This window comes from Azonexus hydrophilus, assembly GCF_038368255.1.
GTDB classification, from domain to species: domain Bacteria; phylum Pseudomonadota; class Gammaproteobacteria; order Burkholderiales; family Rhodocyclaceae; genus Azonexus; species Azonexus hydrophilus.
Window position 1 is genome coordinate 3,317,910 of sequence record NZ_CP151406.1, and the last position, 16,567, is coordinate 3,334,476.

General features: G+C 65.5%; 17 protein-coding genes. 7 read left to right on the forward strand and 10 right to left on the reverse strand.

Going from position 1 to position 16,567, the window contains the following annotated elements; translation table 11 throughout:
* The first annotated feature begins 63 nt into the window (after positions 1-63).
* The 5 genes from dusB to hemF all read left to right on the forward strand — a co-directional run bounded on the left by dusB (position 64) and on the right by hemF (position 5,193).
* Positions 64-1,092, forward strand: coding sequence for a tRNA dihydrouridine synthase DusB (dusB, locus tag AADV58_RS16115; protein WP_028994263.1), 1,029 nt, complete (start codon positions 64-66; stop codon positions 1,090-1,092).
* On the forward strand, positions 1,089-1,322 hold the full coding sequence (locus AADV58_RS16120; protein WP_028994262.1) for a Fis family transcriptional regulator: 234 nt from the start codon (positions 1,089-1,091) through the stop codon (positions 1,320-1,322). Before dusB ends, AADV58_RS16120 begins: the two co-directional genes overlap by 4 nt.
* A 12-nt stretch (positions 1,323-1,334) precedes the next feature.
* Entirely contained in the window at positions 1,335-2,927 is a 1,593-nt protein-coding gene (gene purH, locus AADV58_RS16125) for a bifunctional phosphoribosylaminoimidazolecarboxamide formyltransferase/IMP cyclohydrolase (RefSeq protein ID WP_028994261.1), read from the forward strand.
* Between the two features lie 13 nt (positions 2,928-2,940).
* Positions 2,941-4,218 (forward strand): phosphoribosylamine--glycine ligase, encoded by a 1,278-nt coding sequence (gene purD / locus AADV58_RS16130; RefSeq protein WP_028994260.1) that lies wholly within the window; start codon positions 2,941-2,943, stop codon positions 4,216-4,218.
* 78 nt (positions 4,219-4,296) lie between these two features.
* Entirely contained in the window at positions 4,297-5,193 is an 897-nt protein-coding gene (gene hemF, locus AADV58_RS16135; protein ID WP_028994259.1) for an oxygen-dependent coproporphyrinogen oxidase, read from the forward strand.
* Between the two features lie 3 nt (positions 5,194-5,196).
* Here the strand turns inward: hemF and AADV58_RS16140 are convergent, their stop codons facing one another.
* From AADV58_RS16140 to hemC, 5 genes are read right to left on the reverse strand one after another with little or no spacing between them, the layout of a single operon-like run.
* Entirely contained in the window at positions 5,197-5,436 is a 240-nt protein-coding gene (locus AADV58_RS16140; protein ID WP_028994258.1) for a hypothetical protein, read from the reverse strand.
* Between the two features lie 18 nt (positions 5,437-5,454).
* Positions 5,455-6,645 (reverse strand): heme biosynthesis HemY N-terminal domain-containing protein, encoded by a 1,191-nt coding sequence (locus AADV58_RS16145; protein ID WP_028994257.1) that lies wholly within the window; start codon positions 6,643-6,645, stop codon positions 5,455-5,457.
* Positions 6,642-7,697, reverse strand: a complete 1,056-nt coding sequence (locus tag AADV58_RS16150) for a uroporphyrinogen-III C-methyltransferase (protein WP_051295287.1) — start codon at positions 7,695-7,697, stop codon at positions 6,642-6,644. Before AADV58_RS16150 ends, AADV58_RS16145 begins: the two co-directional genes overlap by 4 nt.
* The gene (locus AADV58_RS16155) at positions 7,694-8,476 is read right to left on the reverse strand and encodes a uroporphyrinogen-III synthase (protein ID WP_281985747.1); all 783 of its coding nucleotides are present in this window, start codon (positions 8,474-8,476) and stop codon (positions 7,694-7,696) included. The genes AADV58_RS16150 and AADV58_RS16155 overlap by 4 nt, the downstream gene beginning before the upstream one ends.
* Before the next feature lie 2 nt (positions 8,477-8,478).
* Positions 8,479-9,414, reverse strand: a complete 936-nt coding sequence (gene hemC / locus AADV58_RS16160) for a hydroxymethylbilane synthase (RefSeq protein WP_028994255.1) — start codon at positions 9,412-9,414, stop codon at positions 8,479-8,481.
* Between hemC and AADV58_RS16165 the strand changes: the two genes are divergently transcribed.
* Positions 9,413-9,904 carry a thioredoxin family protein gene (locus tag AADV58_RS16165; protein ID WP_157272445.1) on the forward strand — a complete coding sequence of 164 codons (492 nt, stop codon included), beginning with the start codon at positions 9,413-9,415 and terminating at the stop codon, positions 9,902-9,904. The two genes, hemC and AADV58_RS16165, sit on opposite strands and share 2 nt — an antisense overlap.
* Positions 9,901-10,530, forward strand: a complete 630-nt coding sequence (locus AADV58_RS16170; RefSeq protein ID WP_028994253.1) for a methyltransferase domain-containing protein — start codon at positions 9,901-9,903, stop codon at positions 10,528-10,530. Before AADV58_RS16165 ends, AADV58_RS16170 begins: the two co-directional genes overlap by 4 nt.
* Here the strand turns inward: AADV58_RS16170 and AADV58_RS16175 are convergent.
* The 5 genes from AADV58_RS16175 to AADV58_RS16195 all read right to left on the reverse strand — a co-directional run bounded on the left by AADV58_RS16175 (position 10,503) and on the right by AADV58_RS16195 (position 16,564).
* A complete protein-coding gene (locus tag AADV58_RS16175; protein WP_051295285.1) occupies positions 10,503-13,130 on the reverse strand; it encodes a response regulator in 2,628 nt (875 codons plus the stop codon). The two genes, AADV58_RS16170 and AADV58_RS16175, sit on opposite strands and share 28 nt — an antisense overlap.
* Positions 13,131-13,201: 71 nt before the next feature.
* A complete protein-coding gene (locus AADV58_RS16180; RefSeq protein WP_028994252.1) occupies positions 13,202-13,627 on the reverse strand; it encodes an ExbD/TolR family protein in 426 nt (141 codons plus the stop codon).
* Positions 13,627-14,334 carry a MotA/TolQ/ExbB proton channel family protein gene (locus tag AADV58_RS16185; protein ID WP_043420876.1) on the reverse strand — a complete coding sequence of 236 codons (708 nt, stop codon included), beginning with the start codon at positions 14,332-14,334 and terminating at the stop codon, positions 13,627-13,629. The genes AADV58_RS16180 and AADV58_RS16185 overlap by 1 nt, the downstream gene beginning before the upstream one ends.
* 5 nt (positions 14,335-14,339) lie before the next feature.
* Entirely contained in the window at positions 14,340-14,996 is a 657-nt protein-coding gene (locus tag AADV58_RS16190; protein ID WP_051295284.1) for an energy transducer TonB, read from the reverse strand.
* A gap of 110 nt (positions 14,997-15,106) precedes the next feature.
* Positions 15,107-16,564 (reverse strand): PepSY domain-containing protein, encoded by a 1,458-nt coding sequence (locus AADV58_RS16195; RefSeq protein WP_028994250.1) that lies wholly within the window; start codon positions 16,562-16,564, stop codon positions 15,107-15,109.
* Between the last annotated feature and the right edge of the window lie 3 nt (positions 16,565-16,567).

Here is a 16,567-nt window from a genome sequence, read left to right on the forward strand (position 1 = left end):
TCAGGTAGAATTCACGGCTTCCCCTGATCTGCCCGGCGCCGCTGTTGCGCCCATTCGTCGCCCATGGAATTTGCCGGTTTTACCTTGCGAAACAACCTCTTCGTTGCACCGATGGCGGGCGTGACCGATCGTCCTTTCCGCCAATTGTGCAAGAAGTTGGGCGCCGGGTTGGCCGTCTCCGAGATGGTCACCTCGAACTCGCTGCTCTACGGCAGCGCCAAGACGCTGCGCCGCGCCAACCACGTCGGCGAAGTGGCGCCGATCTCGGTGCAGATTGCCGGTGCCGACCCCAGGATGATGGCCGAAGCGGCCCGTCACAACGTCGATAACGGCGCTCAGATCATCGACATCAACATGGGCTGCCCGGCCAAGAAGGTCTGCAACGTGATGGCCGGTTCGGCGCTGATGCAGGACGAGGCCCTAGTCGGCCGCATCCTCGACGCCGTCGTCGGCGCCGTCCCGGACACCCCGGTGACGCTGAAATTCCGCACCGGCTGGAACCTGGCCAACCGCAACGCGCCGACCATCGCCCGCATCGCCGAGAGCGCCGGCGTGCGCGCCGTCGCCATCCACGGCCGGACGCGCTGCCAGCAATACACCGGCGAGGCCGAATACGACACCATCGCCATGGTCAAGACGCTGATCCGCATTCCGGTGATCGCCAACGGCGACATCACGACGCCGGAAAAAGCCAAACATGTGCTCGACCACACCGGTGCCGACGGCATCATGATCGGCCGCGCCGCCCAGGGCCGGCCGTGGCTGTTCCGCGAGATCGAACATTATCTGAAGACCGGCGAAAAAATGGCGCCGGCACCGGTTTCCGAGATCCACGCGATCCTGCTTGCGCATCTCGAAGACCTCTACGATTTCTACGGCCTGGACACGGGGGTCAAGGTCGCCAGAAAGCACATCTCCTGGTACACCAAGGGCCTGGTCGGCTCGGCGGCGTTCCGCAAGATGATGAACACGCTGCCGACCGTCGAGGCGCAGCGGGAAGCCGTTGACCAGTTCTTCCAGCAATACGCGGAAGAACACGATCATCTGCAATACGAAGAAAACAAGACACTAGAGGAGGCGTTGGCAGCATGAGCCAACATGACTTGGGGCGGTGCGTGATCAACGCACTGGAGCAGTATTTCCGGGACCTCGACGGCGAAAAGCCGGCGGCAATCTACGACATGGTCCTGAAGAGCGTGGAAAAACCGATGCTGGAACTGGTCCTGGCCAAGGCCGGCACCAACCAGACGCTGGCTGCGGAGATGCTCGGCATCAACCGCAACACGCTGCGCAAGAAGCTTACCGAACATCAACTACTGTAAATCCGGACCACCATGACCATCAAGCAAGCGCTGATTTCCGTCTCCGACAAGACGGGTGTACTCGAATTCGCCCAAGGCCTGGCCGCCCAGGGTGTCAAGTTGCTGTCCACCGGCGGCACCGCCAAGATGCTGCGCGACGCCGGCCTGGCCGTCACCGAAATCGGCGACTACACCGGCTTCCCGGAAATGCTCGACGGCCGCGTCAAGACCCTGCATCCGAAGGTGCACGGCGGCATCCTCGCCCGTCGCGACCTGCCGGAACACCTGGCGACCATCGAAGAACACGGCATCCCGACCATCGACCTGGTCTGCGTGAACCTCTACCCCTTCGCCGCCACCATCGCCAAGACCGGCGTGACGCTGGCCGACGCCATCGAGAACATCGACATCGGCGGTCCGGCCATGGTCCGCTCGTCGGCCAAGAACTACGCCGGCGTCGCCATCGTCACCGATCCGACCGACTACCAGCCGCTGCTCGACGAAATGAAGGCCAACGGCGGCGCCCTGCAACTGGGCACCCGCTTCAACCTGGCCAAGAAGGCGTTCACCCACACCGCCCGCTACGACAGCATGATCGCCAACTGGCTGACCGGCCTCGACGACGGCGCTGAAGCCCAGCCTGAAGCCGCCGCACCGGTGCCGTCACTGTTCCCGGCCAAGCTGCAACTGGCCTTCGACCGCACCGAAATCCTGCGCTACGGCGAGAATTCCCATCAGCAAGCTGCCTTCTACCGCGACACCACGCCGCTGGCCGGCAGCATTGCCGCCTACACCCAACTGCAGGGCAAGGAACTGTCGTACAACAACATCGCCGACTCCGATGCCGCCTGGGAATGCGTCAAGGCCTTCGACGCCCCGGCCTGCGTCATCATCAAGCACGCCAACCCGTGCGGCGTGGCGGTCGACAGCGCCCTGGTGCGCGCCTACGAAAAAGCCTTCCTGACCGATTCGACCTCGGCCTTCGGCGGCATCATCGCCTTCAACGGCGAAGTCGGCATCGACATCGTCAACGCCATGAATGAACGCAAGCACTTCGTCGAAGTGCTGATCGCCCCGTCCTTCACCGCTGAAGCCAAGGCTGCGCTGGCGGCCAAGGCCAACCTGCGCGTGCTGGTGGTACCGCTCGGCCGCGAACTGAACAAACTCGAACTCAAGCGCGTCGGCGGTGGTCTGCTGGTGCAGACGGCCGACGACTTCACCGCCCAGGTCAAGGATCTGAAGGTGGTCACCAAGGTCCAGCCGACCCTGCGCCAGATCGAAGACCTGCTCTTCGCCGAGCGCGTCGCCAAGTTCGTCAAGTCCAACGCCATCGTCTTCTGTGGCGACGGCATGACCCTGGGTGTCGGCGCCGGCCAGATGAGCCGCGTCGATTCGACCAAGATCGCCTGTATCAAGGCGCAGAACGCCGGCCTCGAACTCAAGGGTTCGGTCGTCGCCTCCGACGCCTTCTTCCCGTTCCGTGACGGCCTCGACGTGCTGGCTGAAGCCGGCGCCGTCGCCGTCATCCAGCCGGGCGGCTCGATGCGCGACGAGGAAGTCATCGCCGCCGCCGACGAACACGGCATCGCCATGGTGTTCACGGGTGCGCGTCATTTCAGGCATTAACAAGGAATAAAGCATGAAACTCCTCGTCATCGGTTCCGGCGGTCGTGAACACGCCATGGCCTGGCGCCTGGCCAAGACGCCGGGCCTGCAGAAGGTCTATGTCGCGCCGGGCAACGCCGGCACGGCGCGCGAGCACGAGCTGGAAAACCTGAACCTCACCGACCCGCAGGCGCTCGCCGACTTTGCCGAAGAAAACAAGATCCACCTGACCCTGGTCGGTCCGGAAGCGCCGCTGGCGGCTGGCGTCGTCGACGTCTTCCGCGCCCGCGGCCTGAAGATATTCGGCCCGACCAAGGCAGCGGCGCAGCTCGAATCCTCCAAGGATTTCGCCAAGCGCTTCATGGCTCGCCACAACATCCCGACGGCCGAATTCGAGACCTTCTCCGACGTCGCCGCCGCCCACGCCTACATCGACAAGAAGGGCGCGCCCATCGTCATCAAGGCCGACGGCCTCGCCGCCGGCAAGGGCGTCGTCGTTGCCATGACACTCGAGGAAGCGCACGCCGCCATCGACGACATGCTGTCCGGCAACAAGCTGGGCGATGCCGGTGCCCGCGTCGTCATCGAGGAATTCCTCGATGGCGAGGAAGCCAGCTTCATCGTCATGGTCGACGGCAAGAACGTCCTGCCGCTGGCCTCCAGCCAGGACCACAAGCGCATCTTCGACGGCGACCAGGGCCCGAACACCGGCGGTATGGGCGCCTATTCGCCGGCGCCCTGCGTCACCCCGGAAATCCACGCCAAGGCGATGCGCGAGATCATCCTGCCGACGGTGCGCGGCATGGCGGCCGACGGCATTCCGTTCTCCGGCTTCCTCTACGCCGGCCTGATGATCAGCAAGGACGGCTCGGTCAAGACCCTGGAATTCAACTGCCGCATGGGCGACCCGGAAACCCAGCCGATCCTGATGCGCCTCAAGTCCGACTTCGTCAAACTGCTCGAACACGGCATCGCCGGCACGCTCGACCAGGTCGAGGCCGAATGGGACCGTCGCGTCGCGCTCGGCGTCGTTCTCGCTGCCGCCAACTACCCGGAAACGCCGAAAAAGGGCGACGCCATCATCGGCCTCCCGGCCGGCAACAGCTTTGGCGAAGATGCGCACGTCTTCCACGCCGGCACGGCCGACAAGGACGGCCAGGTGGTCACCGCCGGCGGTCGCGTCCTCTGCGTCACGGCGCTGGGCGAGAACGTCAAGCTGGCGCAGAAGGCGGCCTACGAGGCTGCCGTCCAGATCAGCTGGGACGGCATGCAGTACCGCAAAGACATCGGTTACCGGGCAATCAACCGCTAAGTACGGCCTGAACCCCATGACGACGGGCGGCTCATTCCAGCCAATGAGCCGCCCGTTTTTTTACCCCACGGAGACAAGATGGACACCACCCGCCTCAAGGATTACTTCACCGGCCTGCAGGCCCGCATCGTCGGCGAGCTCGAAGCGTTCGACGGCCAGCCCTTTCGCACCGATTCCTGGGTCCGCCCGGAAGGCGGCGGTGGCATTTCCCGACTGATCGAGGAAGGCGCCTTCTTCGAACGCGGCGGTGTCAATTTCTCGCACGTCACCGGCAAGTCGCTGCCGGCTTCGGCCACCGCCGTGCGCCCGCAACTGGCCGGCCGCGCCTGGGAAGCGATGGGCGTGTCGCTGGTGCTGCACCCGCGCAATCCCTACTGCCCGACGGCGCACATGAACGTGCGCTGCTTCGTCGCCACCAAGGAAGGCGAGGACGATGTCTGGTGGTTCGGCGGCGGCATGGACATGACGCCCTATTACGGCCAGCGCGAGGATGTGCAGCACTTCCACCGCACCTGCCGTGATGCCCTCGCACCCTTCGGCGACGAGGTCTATCCGAAATACAAGACATGGTGCGACGAGTATTTCTTCCTCAAGCACCGCAACGAACCACGCGGTGTCGGCGGCGTCTTTTTCGACGACCTCAACGAGGGCGGTTTCGAACGTTGTTTCAGCCTGACCCAGGCCGTCGGCAATGCCTTCACCCAGGCCTATCTGCCGGTGCTGGCCAAGCGCCGCGACACGCCCTACGGCGAGCGCGAGCGCGACTTCCAGGCCTACCGGCGCGGTCGTTATGTCGAATTCAATCTGGTCTGGGACCGGGGCACGCTGTTCGGCCTGCAATCCGGCGGCCGCACCGAATCCATCCTGATGTCACTACCGCCCATCGTCAAATGGCGCTACGACTGGCAGCCGGAAGCCGGCACGCCCGAGGCCGAACTCTACGCAGTCTTCCTGCAGCCGCAGGACTGGGCGTAAGCCTTACTTCAGCTTGCCCTTGACGACCCGGACGCGCACCGGGTCCTTGATCTCGAGCTTGCCGCCGCCGCCCTGCAGATTGCCGCAGGCGCAGGCGGCCTTGATGTGCGGCACGGAATTGACGATCACCGTGCAATCCAGGCATTCGTAGTAGATATCGCCGCCAGTGGGCAAGGCATCGGGCGCGGGTGCCGGCTCGACAGGGTAAAAGTTGTAGATCTTGCGCATGTCGATATTCAGCACTTCCCACTCCTCCGCGTTTTATTTTTCGCCATTGTCCGGCCGTACCGCGGCGCGGTAATGCCGGTTGGCCTCGTCGACCCGTTCGAGCTGATCGCCCAGACGCGCCAGTTCCAGATGCCCCGCCTGCGTCTCCTCGACCGACAGCGATGCTTCCAGGTAACTCTGCGCCTTGCCCCACAAGCGCTGACGGACGCACATCCGCCCCAGCGCCAGCAATAATCCGGCATGATCCGGGCGCTGCCGCAACCAGGTCTCGCCCCGGGCGATGCGCGACATCTGGTCGCCGCCGCCCAGGCGACCGTAGATGGACACCAGCTCGCTCTGCCAGACTTCCTCGTCGTCCTGGTCGAGCATGCCCTCGATCAATCGTTGCGCCTCGTCATCGGCCGCCGCTGCCGCCAGCCCCTTGGCTGCCGCCAGCACGACCTCGACCCCACGCTCGTCGGCCGGCACCTGGCGCAGATAGGCGATCAGGGCATCGCGATCGTCGCCACAACGCGCCAGATTGGCCAGATGGGCCTTGGTCGCCAAGGGCCGGACCATGTCGGCCGGCAGGGCATCGCGCTTGGCCAGCTGGCGCAGCAATTTCAAGGCGCCATCCCAGTCGCCGCTACCCTGGCGGGCACGCAGTTCCAGACGCAAGGCCGCGATATGCCGGCCCTCGCGCTGCTGCAACCGTTGCAGGACCCGCAGCGCCTCGTGAAAACGCCGCGCTTCGTTGAGCATTTCGGCTTCCAGCATCAGCGTCGCCGATTCGTTGCGCGCATCCTGCTGCTTGGCCTTGTCCAGCCATTCCTGCTGACGCTTCGGCTCACCCAGGCGCTGGGCCGCGCGCGCGGCGATCAGGGCGGCCAGCGCCGGCGCCCGGCCGGCCTCGTAGGCTTCACCGGCACGCTTCAGGGCTTGCCCGAAACGGCCTTCGAACAGGAAACGCACGGCATCCTGGAAAATCTGTCCGGATTTTTCCCGCTGGCGCCGCCGACGATACTCGGCCACCCGCTGGGGCATGCCGAAGGTCAGCGACAAGGCGCGCAACAGCGCGTAGAAGACGACAAAGGCCAGCAGCAAGGCCAGCAACAGGAAATTGAGCGAAACCTCGACCCGCCAGGGCGGCAGCACGATCAGCACATAGCCGTCGTTCATGCTGGCGCCGAGCGCGACCGCCACCGCCAGGGCAAACAGCGCGACGACCCAGAACAATCCTCTCACCGCGCCACCTTTTCTTCACGCAGGGTCAGCAGCGCCTGCTGGCTGGCGCGCAGGTCGGGCAGGTCGATGACGATCTCGGCCGCAGACAGCGCCTTGATCTGCTCGATGGCGGCCTGGACGGCACGGTCCTCGGTCGAGAAATACTTTTCCAGCCAGCTGCCGGCAACGGTCAGCTCGTTGCGGAAGGTCCGCTGCTCGCGGGCAAACAGCGCCAGACGAGCGCTGAGCAGGCGCAGCCTGAGGTTTTCGCGCAGGAAGAAGCCCTGCCCCGGCGCCAGCAGGGCCGGCTCCTCGCGGTCGAAGCGCTGGATGCGGATCATGCTGCGCGTTTCCTGCCACAGGTCGGCGAGTACCAGACGCCACCACGGCAGCGCCGACACTTCGTCGGCCGCCGCTTCGGCTGCGGCTTCCACCGGCCGGCCATGGACGGCAAAGGGAAACTTGTCGATGCCGGCGACGATCTGCTCCAGACGCAGGCTGATGCCCGGCACATCGACCAGCGGCAACTCGTTCAGGCGGGCGATGTCGGCAGCCAGGGCCTTGCGCAGCGGCAGATGGCGGGCCTTGTCGAGCCGGGCCAGTTGCGCATCCGCCGAACGCAGGGCAAGCAGCGCGACCGGCACGTTGCCGGCCAGCTGGATCTGCTGAACGGCCAGCGTCACGGCCTGCTCGATTTCGAGCAACTCGGCCTCCTCGCGGCCCTTGGCCACATCCTGGAACAGGGTCTGGAGCACAGCCTCCTGGTCCCGGGTTTCGGCCAGTCGCTGTTCGACGGCAGCCAGTCGCTCGTCAAGCGCCTTGGCCCGCTGCAACAGTTGCTGATCGATCTGAGCATCGTTGCGCGAGGTGACGGCGGCATCGGCCAGTTGGCGCGAGACACCCTGGCGCAGTTCGTTGATCTGCTGACGCGTTTCGAACCAGTGCCAGGCCAGCAGGCCGGCCAGGACGAGCACCGGCAGCACCCAGACGGCAATGCCCTTGCGCGCCCGGGCGGGAACGACAGGCGGGAGATCCGGATCGGAAACGGGAGAGGAAGGAGTTTCGGCGTTCATGCTGACCAATTATAAGCAAGTAATCCTTCAATCAGGCCGCTGTCAGTGGCTGCGGTCAGGATGATGCGTTGCAAACCGAGCACCTGGGCAGTCTCGGCGATCCGCGCATGCGGAACGAACAGCGGCGTTTCCATCAGACAGGCCCGCCCGGCCTCGTCCAGGCCGGCGACCAGATAATGCAGGGCCTCGCTGCTCGACACCACCAGCGCATCCAGTCGCTGGCCGCGCCAGGCTTCGAGCAGGACGTCAAAGCTGCCGGCCGGCCCGCTACGCCGGTAAGCAGTGATGCAATCGACCTGCGCCCCGCGGGCGCGCAAGGTATCGGCCAGCAGCTCGCGCCCGCCGTCGCCGCGGAAGATGGCGATCCGCTGGCCGGCCATTCTGTCGGCGGCCAGTTCGGGGAGTTCGAGCAGCCCCTCGGAATCGTAACGCGCGGCCGGCACCAGACAGTTTGGTACGCCGGCATCGGCCAGCGCAGCGACGGTCCCCGGACCGACAGCCGCCGCCTGTACACCGGCCGGCCAGGCACGACCGACAAGCAGCACAGGCAAGGCATGGCGGACAGCGTTCGGGCTGACGAAAACCGCCAGCGAATATTCCGCAAGTTGCGCCGCCGCCTGGCTCAAACCGCCAGCATCGTCGGCCGGCGCGATTTCCAGCAGGGGAAATAGCAGGGCATTGCCGCCGGCCGCGGCGATCATCTTGGCCAATGGCGCCGCCTGGGCGCGCGGCCGGGTGACGACGATGGTGCGCCCGGCAAGCGGGCCGGACGGGCCCATGCTTACTTGTGACAGGCCAGTGCCGCCAGGATGGCTTCTGCCCCTTGGGCACGCAGGACATCGGCGAGCTGGCGCCCCAGAGCTTCGTCATCGGCAGGATTGCCACGGACTTCGCCGCTGACCATCTGCGTGCCGTCGACGCTGGCGACGAAGCCGCGCAGCCACAACTGGCCGTTGTCGATGATCGCGTAGCCGCCCAGCGGCACCTGGCAGGAACCACCCAGGGCACGGGACAGGGCGCGCTCGGCCTTGACGCAGTGCGCCGTCTCGGCGTCGTTGAGCGGCGCGACGACGGCGGCCATGGCCGCATCGCCGTCGACCAGTTCGATCCCCAGCGCGCCCTGGCCCGGTGCCGGCAGCGACTGTTCCGGCGTCAGAACGGTCTTGATCCGGTCCTTCAGGCCGAGACGGATCAGGCCGGCGGCGGCCAGGATGATCGCATCGTATTCGCCGGCGTCGAGCTTCTTCAGCCGGGTGTCGAGATTGCCGCGCAGGCTCTTGATCACCAGTTGCGGGTATCTGGCGCGCAGGACGGCCTCGCGGCGCAGGCTGGAAGTACCGACGACGGCACCGGCCGGCAACGCGTCGAGGCCGGCATACTTGTTCGAGACGAAAGCGTCACGCGGATTCTCGCGGGCCGAGATGGCGGCCAGGACGAAGCCTTCCGGCATCACCATGGGCACATCCTTCATCGAATGCACGGCCAGGTGCGCCCGGCCTTCCTGCATCGCCACTTCGAGTTCCTTGATGAACAGCCCCTTGCCGCCGATCTCGGCCAGCGGCCGGTCGAGAATCTGATCGCCCTTGGTGGTCATGCCGAGAATGACAACTTCCGCAGCGGGATTTAAACTCGACAGACGATCCCGGACATGCACCGCCTGCCACATGGCCAGACGGGATTCACGGGAGGCGATGATGATTTTCGACGGAGCAGACATGAGGCAATCCTGGAAGTCTTGGAGCGTGCTGTTTGGGGGGCTGATTCTAGCATGCCTGCCCCTGACCGCCCCCGCCGCGCCCCAGCTTGCCCAGGCCAGCCACCTTGACGCCGAAGCCCGCCAGGCGGCGAAGGCCGGCGGCCCGCTGATCATTCTTTACAGCCGGGCCGACTGCAGCTTCTGCAAGACCATCAAGCGCGACTTCCTCGGCCCGCTGGCGGTCGATCCGCGTTACGCCGGGCGGGTGGTCGTCCGTGAGGTCGCCCAGGACAGCAACGCCGCGCTGACCGACTTCGCCGGGCGCGACACCACGCACGCCCGCTTTGCTGCCGCAGAAAAGATCCGCCTGGTGCCGGTCGTCGCCTTTTACGGGCCGGACGGCCGGCAACTCCACGAACCCATCGTCGGCGCTCGCCTGCCGGACTTCTACCAGAGCTACCTCGAAGCGGCCATCGAACAATCGACCCGGGCACTGCAACGCAAGCCATGAGCGAACAGGACAAGGTGCCGGCACAGCGGCCGGAACATCCGGATTTCTGGTGCAAACGCTTCGCTGAAGGGGTCACTCCCTGGGATGCCGGTTGTGTACCGGCGGATTTCGACGCCTTCGTCAGCCCCCGGCAAACCCCGATGAACACGCTGATTCCAGGTTGCGGCAGCGGCTGGGAAGCCGCCCGATTGGCCGCCGCCGGCTGGCCGGTCACCGCCCTCGATTTCTCGCCGGTCGCCGTCGCCCGGGCCCGCGAGGTACTGGCCGGACACGCCGTCGAACTGGTCTGTGCCGATTTCTTCAGCTACGCCCCGGCCACGCCGCCGACGCTGATCTACGAACGCGCCTTCCTCTGCGCCCTGCCGCGCAAGCTGTGGACGGACTGGGCCGGCAAGGTAGCAGCGCTGCTGCCCTCAGGCGGCCTGCTGGCCGGCTATTTCTTCGTCTGCGAGCAATTGAAGGGCCCACCGTTCGGCATCCAGCCGGAGCAGCTCGACACGCTGCTGCTACCGGCGTTCGAGCGCATCGAAGATCGCCCGGTCGCCGATTCGATCCCGGTCTTCGCCGGCCGCGAACGCTGGCAGGTGTGGCGCCGACGTCAGGACGAACGAGGCGCGGACAGGTAACGCAGCAGCATCGCGTACAGCCGCTCGGGCACGACCGGCTTGGCCATGAAATCGTCCATGCCCGCCGCCAGGCAGCGGGCGCGGTCTTCGGCAAAGGCATTGGCGGTCATCGCCAGGATCGGCACCGCCCGGCACGCCGGCAACTCGCGGATACGCCGGGTCGCCTCGATGCCGTCCATGGTCGGCATCTGCATGTCCATCAGGATCAGGTCGTAGGCGCCATTCGCCGCCATGGTCACCGCCTGTCCGCCATCCTCGGCCTGATCGACCGACAGCCCGGCATCCTCAAGCATCAGCAACGCAATTTCGCGGTTGATCGGCTCATCCTCGACCAGCAGCACGCGACGGCCGGCAAAATCCCGGCGCAGGATTTCTTCCGCGTCGTCGACCGGCAGATCGGCCTGCACCTCGGCAGCCTGGTCGCGTTGCAGGCTGACGGTGAACCAGAACAGGCTGCCGACCCCCGGCGTGCTGCGGGCACCAGCATCGCCGCCCATGAGCACGGCCAGCTTGCGGGTAATCGCCAGCCCCAGGCCGGTGCCGCCGTAATGGCGGGTGATCGAGGCATCGGCCTGCTCGAAGGCTGAAAAGAGTCGGCCCAGCGCTTCTTCGCTGATACCGACGCCAGTATCCTCGACTTCGAAACGCAAGCGCACCGACACCCTGCTGTCGTCCTCGACGATTACCCTGATGGCAACCCTGCCGCGCTCGGTGAACTTGACTGAATTGCTGACGTAATTGAGCAGGGCCTGCTGCACCCGCGTGGCGTCGCCAAGCAGGTTACCGGGTATTTCGGCGACCTCGGCATCGAGCACGAGACCCTTGCTGCGCGCTCGCTCCTGCATCATCGACACCACGTTGGCAACCAATGCCGACACCCGCAGCGGCGCCGAATCCAGCGTAAACCGCCCGGCCTCGATCTTGGACAAATCGAGCACGGCGTTGATGATTTCGAGCAGGTGATCGCTGGCCGCCTCCAGCTTACTCATCTGCCCGAGTTGCTCGTCGTTCAATCCCCCCTTGCGGACCAACCGGGCCATGCCCAGAATGGCATTCATCGGCGTGCGGATTTCATGGCTCATGTTGGCCAGGAACGCACTCTTGGCGACACTGGCGCTTTCCGCCAGTTGCTTGGCTTGCGCCAGTTCGGCCGTGCGCCGTTCGACCAGTTGTTCCAGATGCTCACGGTGCGCCGCGAGTTCGGTTTCGATACGTCGACGCTCGGTCATGTCGCGCAGACTACACTGGATCAGCACCCGGTCATCGAGCTTGATTCGCCCCAATATCACTTCGGCGATGAAGGGCTGGCGGTTGTCGATGCGTCGGTGCATCCATTCAAAGCGCGGATTTTCGCCGGCCAGCGCCAGCGCAGTCACTTCTCTGGCCAACACCAACGATGACTGACCATCAGGCTGATTTTCCGGAGAAAAATCAAGTGGCGTACTGCCCAGCAGAGCACTCTGGTCGCTTGCACCGAACAGCGTCGCCGCGGCCGGATTGCAGTCGACGATCCTCAAACCATCAAGGATCAATACCGTTTCCCCGGTCGACTCGAACAAGGTCCGGAAGCGTGCCTCGGACAGTTGCAAGGCCCGCGTCCGTTCGCTGACACGCTGCTCAAGCTCCTGATTGGCCTGCAGCAAGGCTTGGTCGGCGCGCCGCCAGCGACGACTGAAACGGAAGGCGAGCAGCATGCCGATCAGACTGGGCACCAGCACCATCAACGCCACCAGCTGCATGACCCGATAGACCTGCGGCCCGATGGCCGCATTCAGGGAGGCTTCGCTACGTTCCAGGGTCAACACCCAACCGTGGCGCAAGGCGACGGCGAAGCGCAACCAGGCCTCGCCATCGGCGTCGGCCACCCGGACCATGCCGGGCACCACCGGCGGCAAGGCGTGGGTAATCAGCTCCTGCGCCGTACCATGCCGCGAATCTGCCACTCGCCGGCCCTCACGGTCATACAAGGCCGCCCGCTCGAACGGGCTGATCTTGTCGGCAATCAGCAAGCCGCTCAAGCGTGACAGATGCAGGACGCCGCCCAGATGCAGGATGATCTTCCCATCAGCGTCGAGCACCGGCACGTCGATGGCCACCGCCGGCACGCCGTCAGCACCAACAAAGCCGCCGGACACCACGGCTTCCTTGAATGTCGTTGCCTGCTGGAAATAGGGGCGATCGGCCAGGTTGTACTTGCGCAGCGCCAATTGCACGCTGTAAGGGTGCGAAATGTAGTGATCGCCCTCTGGCGTCAGCACGAACAACACCGAAAAACCACCGGTTTTACGCAGGCTCTCCAGAATTTCGTGTTTTTCAGGATCGAGGTGTTCGGGAATGCCGTTCAAGGCAAGATCGATGGCCTGGCGTTCGGCGAGATGCCGGAATGCCCGGTTGCTGGCGACCAGCTTGAGCATTTGCAAAGGCTGCTCGATCTCCGCGTCCAGCCGTGCTGCCAAGGCATCGACAAAAGCCTGGTTGTCTTCGGCCCAACGCTCGACGGCCCATTCGTGCAGCGAGCCGCGCAGGAAAAAGAGGAGCAATGCCAGCGACAGCAAGGTCGGCAGCAATACCAGGGCAACGATGTGTCGCCGTTCACCCATCCAGCACCTCATCCACAACAAGTCTCCGCGATTATGCCTCGTTGGACAGCGGGAACAAGCGAGGATTTCCCCTAATGGGACGGATCGCTGACGAAACCGATCTTGCTTAGCCCGGAACGCGCGGCAATCGCCATCACCTGCGCCACCTGCTCGTAGGGCACCAGCCGGTCGGCGCGGATATGCAGCTCCGGCGCCACATCCTGGCCGGCGGCGGCGGCGCAGCGCGCCGGCAGCTCGGCCAGCGTCACCGGCTCGCCGTTCCAGAACATCTCGCCGTTCTCGCGCAGGCCAAATTCGATGTGCTCGGGCTTGGTCAGATTGACCGCACTCGACGCCTTGGGCAGGTCGATCTTGACCGCATGCGTGAGCAGCGGCGCGGTGACGATGAAGATGACCAGCAGCACCAGCATCACATCGACCAGCGGAACGACGTTCATCTCGGCTTTCGGCGTGCCATGCGCCTGACCGCGATAGCGGCGGAAATCGCCCCCGGCCATCAGGCGCCCCTGCCCGCCCCGTCGTTGCGGACGGTGAGCAGCACGTAGAGGTCGTGGGCAAAACCTTCCAAACGCGCCAGCCACAGTCTGTTGCGCCGGCTGAAAGCGTTGTAGGCAAGCACCGCCGGAATCGCCACGGCCAGACCGAGCGCGGTCATGATCAGCGCTTCGCCGACCGGTCCGGCGACCTTGTCGAGCGTACCCTGGCCGGACAGACCGATCTGCACCAGCGCGTGATAGATGCCCCAGACGGTGCCGAACAGGCCGATGTAGGGCGCTGCCGAACCGGCCGAAGCAAGCACCGTCAGGCCATGCTCGGCGGCAGCGGCTTCCTGGTCGATGGCGTTGTTCAGCGTGCGCGTAAGGTACTCGGCCAGGCCGCCGGCCGTCTTCAGGCTGTCCTCACCCCGCGCCGCTTCCTCGGCCGCATCGACCGCGTCGAGCGCCAGCCGGGCAAAGGCGTTGTCGATCTTTTCGGCGTGCAGGCGCGCCGCCAGTTCGCTGCGCGAACCGCCCTGCCAGAACCGCTTGAGAAAGGCCTCAGCCTGCCGCTGGGCCAGGAAATTACCCAGCCAACGGGTGACGATCAGGTACCAACTGGCCACCGACATCAGCAGCAACAGGCCGAGCACGACCCGCCCGACGCCATCGAGATGCCCGAGAAAATGGGCGAAGCCCAGACCTTCCACGACGACCGACTGCTCCATGAATCCTATCCTTCAAGTACGAAATTGAAAGGTTGCAAAGCGGTCGCCTCGACCGCCTGACCATTGCGTTGCGCCGGCGTGCACCGCCATTCGCGCACCGCCGCCAGCGCCGCCTCGTCGAGGCGGTTGAAACCGCTGCTTTGATTGACCGTCGCCTTGGCCACCCGCCCCTGGGCATTCAGGGTCACCCGCAACACCACTTTGCCGGTTTCGCCCAGACGCCGCGACATCGGCGGGTAGGCCGGTGACCGCCGCTCGGGACAGACCACCGACAACTCGCCGCCCAAGGCCACCGGCCCGGCCGGCAAGGGCATCGCCGGTGCTGCCGGCGCCGACTCGACCACCGGCACTTCGGGCAGCGGCGGCGCCACCGGCTCGGCCGGACTGAGCACCGGCGCCTGCGCCACCAGTTGCTGTGCCGGCTGTTTGGGTAAAGGCTTCGGTTCAGGCGGCTTCGGCGCCGGTTTGGGCGCCGCCTGCTGCAGAGCCGGCGGCGCGATGAAATTGACCATCAGGGTCACCGCCTCGTCGGGCATCGGCAACAAGCGCTGCGCCATCAGCCACCCGATGACCAGGACGTGCGCGATCAGGACGAAGGCAATCCCCAGCCAGCGGGTGGCGCGGGTCTGTGGCGGAACAACAGGAGATGACCGACGACTCACGATAAGCGGTGGGGATCTTTGAAGACTCGGGATGATACGCAAGAAGCCGGGCGCTGGCACCCGCCCGACGCACGCCTCGACTGCGACAAATCGTCGCAGCCCGGGCCAGGTCACCGTCGACACAGGCGTCGCCAACCGAGCACCACGCCACTGACGCTGACGGCAAAGCCCCCGAGACTACCGACGATCAGCAAGAGGTCCCACAACGGCCGACGCGCCAGCAGAGGCTGCCAGTCCCAGCTATGCAGCAGGGCAAACAGCCAGCGCTTGACCCGACCATGACTGTTCAGGCGCTGCACCACGGCACCGCTGCGTGGATCGAGGTAAAGCCAGGTCTGCGCAGGATCGTCGAACTGCAGGCGCAGCACCGGCAAGGGACGGTTCTGGTGTCCGCCCATGGTGTGCTCTGCCCGGGAATAATAGTGCCAGTCGTAGGCCTGCTGGACGAAGACATCGCTCACCCGGGCATGCGGCAGCATGGCGGCACCCGCCGCCAGCAGACTGGCCTGCTCATGCTCGCGAAACGGTGCGCAGCGTCCGGGCGACAACAGGCGACTACTGCCCCCGGCAGCGCGGGCGAGAATGAAAGATTCGTCGGCCAGCCGCACCCAGCTCAGTTCGCTGGCCGCAAACCCGGCGGCTTCTTCCAGGCAAGCAAGCATGGCAGCGGGACTCATTTCGTTGTCGGCCACTTGCACCACCGGCATGGGCGGACGCGGCCCACCGGCATCGAAGATTTTCCAGGGATTCATCGAAAGCAGGCCACTGGCGATCCAGGTCACGATCAGCCCGCCGAACGCCAGACCCAGCCAGTGGTGCCAACGCGCCCAGGGCGCCCGGTAAGGGCTGTGACTGCCGCTGGCGTAGGGGCGACGGCGCCAGCGCAGGCAGCCGGCCCAGAGGCCGGTCAGCCCGAGCACGGTCGCAGCCAGCGAGGAATAGATGACGATGCCGCTCCACCAGTCGTCGAACCAGCCGCCGCGTAGCGGGTACAACCAGTGCAGCCAGGCGCCGATCCAGTTCCACCGGCGTTCCGTCAACGTTGCATCGCGGACCACTTCGCCGGTGACGCTGGACACATACAGCCGGGTCCGCGCTTCGTCCTGCATGTCCACCCGGTGCAGCGGACGATGCCCGTCCAGCACTCGCGAATGAGTCCAGGCGTCTTCGTCGACCAAGCCCGCATACGTCGCCATGACGGGCATGAAAGCCTGCGCCGACTGCACCGCCAAGGCCGCGTCCGCGAGTGGCCGCAAGGCACCGCTACGGCCATCGATGGCGGCGAAGCGGTTCTTGTCCAGGGTCGCCACGTAGACCGGTGTGCCGGCAATCGAGGTCAGCCGCAAAGTGCGCACCACGCTGCCTGTCGGCAAAGCGGCCAGCGCCTCGCCCGCCGCCAGGCAGCAGGCGCCGCCGTCAAGCACCGGCAGACGTTGCCAGTGTTCCTGCGGCGTCAGTTTCGGATAACCGACGTACATCATGACGACGCCGGACAGGAACCAGAGCGCCATGAACACGCACAACAGGATGCCTAGCCAGCGATGCGCCAGGTAGAGATAGCGCTTCATGCC

Excerpts from the sequence above, each read along its gene's own strand:
- dusB (WP_028994263.1), top strand. The coding sequence starts at position 64 with ATGGAATTTGCCGGTTTTACCTTGCGAAACAACCTCTTCGTTGCACCG.
- AADV58_RS16120 (WP_028994262.1), top strand. The coding sequence starts at position 1,089 with ATGAGCCAACATGACTTGGGGCGGTGCGTGATCAACGCACTGGAGCAG.
- purH (WP_028994261.1), top strand. The coding sequence starts at position 1,335 with ATGACCATCAAGCAAGCGCTGATTTCCGTCTCCGACAAGACGGGTGTA.
- purD (WP_028994260.1), top strand. The coding sequence starts at position 2,941 with ATGAAACTCCTCGTCATCGGTTCCGGCGGTCGTGAACACGCCATGGCC.
- hemF (WP_028994259.1), top strand. The coding sequence starts at position 4,297 with ATGGACACCACCCGCCTCAAGGATTACTTCACCGGCCTGCAGGCCCGC.
- AADV58_RS16150 (WP_051295287.1), bottom strand. The coding sequence starts at position 7,697 with ATGAACGCCGAAACTCCTTCCTCTCCCGTTTCCGATCCGGATCTCCCG.
- AADV58_RS16155 (WP_281985747.1), bottom strand. The coding sequence starts at position 8,476 with ATGGGCCCGTCCGGCCCGCTTGCCGGGCGCACCATCGTCGTCACCCGG.
- AADV58_RS16165 (WP_157272445.1), top strand. The coding sequence starts at position 9,413 with ATGAGGCAATCCTGGAAGTCTTGGAGCGTGCTGTTTGGGGGGCTGATT.
- hemC (WP_028994255.1), bottom strand. The coding sequence starts at position 9,414 with ATGTCTGCTCCGTCGAAAATCATCATCGCCTCCCGTGAATCCCGTCTG.
- AADV58_RS16170 (WP_028994253.1), top strand. The coding sequence starts at position 9,901 with ATGAGCGAACAGGACAAGGTGCCGGCACAGCGGCCGGAACATCCGGAT.
- AADV58_RS16175 (WP_051295285.1), bottom strand. The coding sequence starts at position 13,130 with ATGGGTGAACGGCGACACATCGTTGCCCTGGTATTGCTGCCGACCTTG.
- AADV58_RS16180 (WP_028994252.1), bottom strand. The coding sequence starts at position 13,627 with ATGGCCGGGGGCGATTTCCGCCGCTATCGCGGTCAGGCGCATGGCACG.
- AADV58_RS16185 (WP_043420876.1), bottom strand. The coding sequence starts at position 14,334 with ATGGAGCAGTCGGTCGTCGTGGAAGGTCTGGGCTTCGCCCATTTTCTC.
- AADV58_RS16195 (WP_028994250.1), bottom strand. The coding sequence starts at position 16,564 with ATGAAGCGCTATCTCTACCTGGCGCATCGCTGGCTAGGCATCCTGTTG.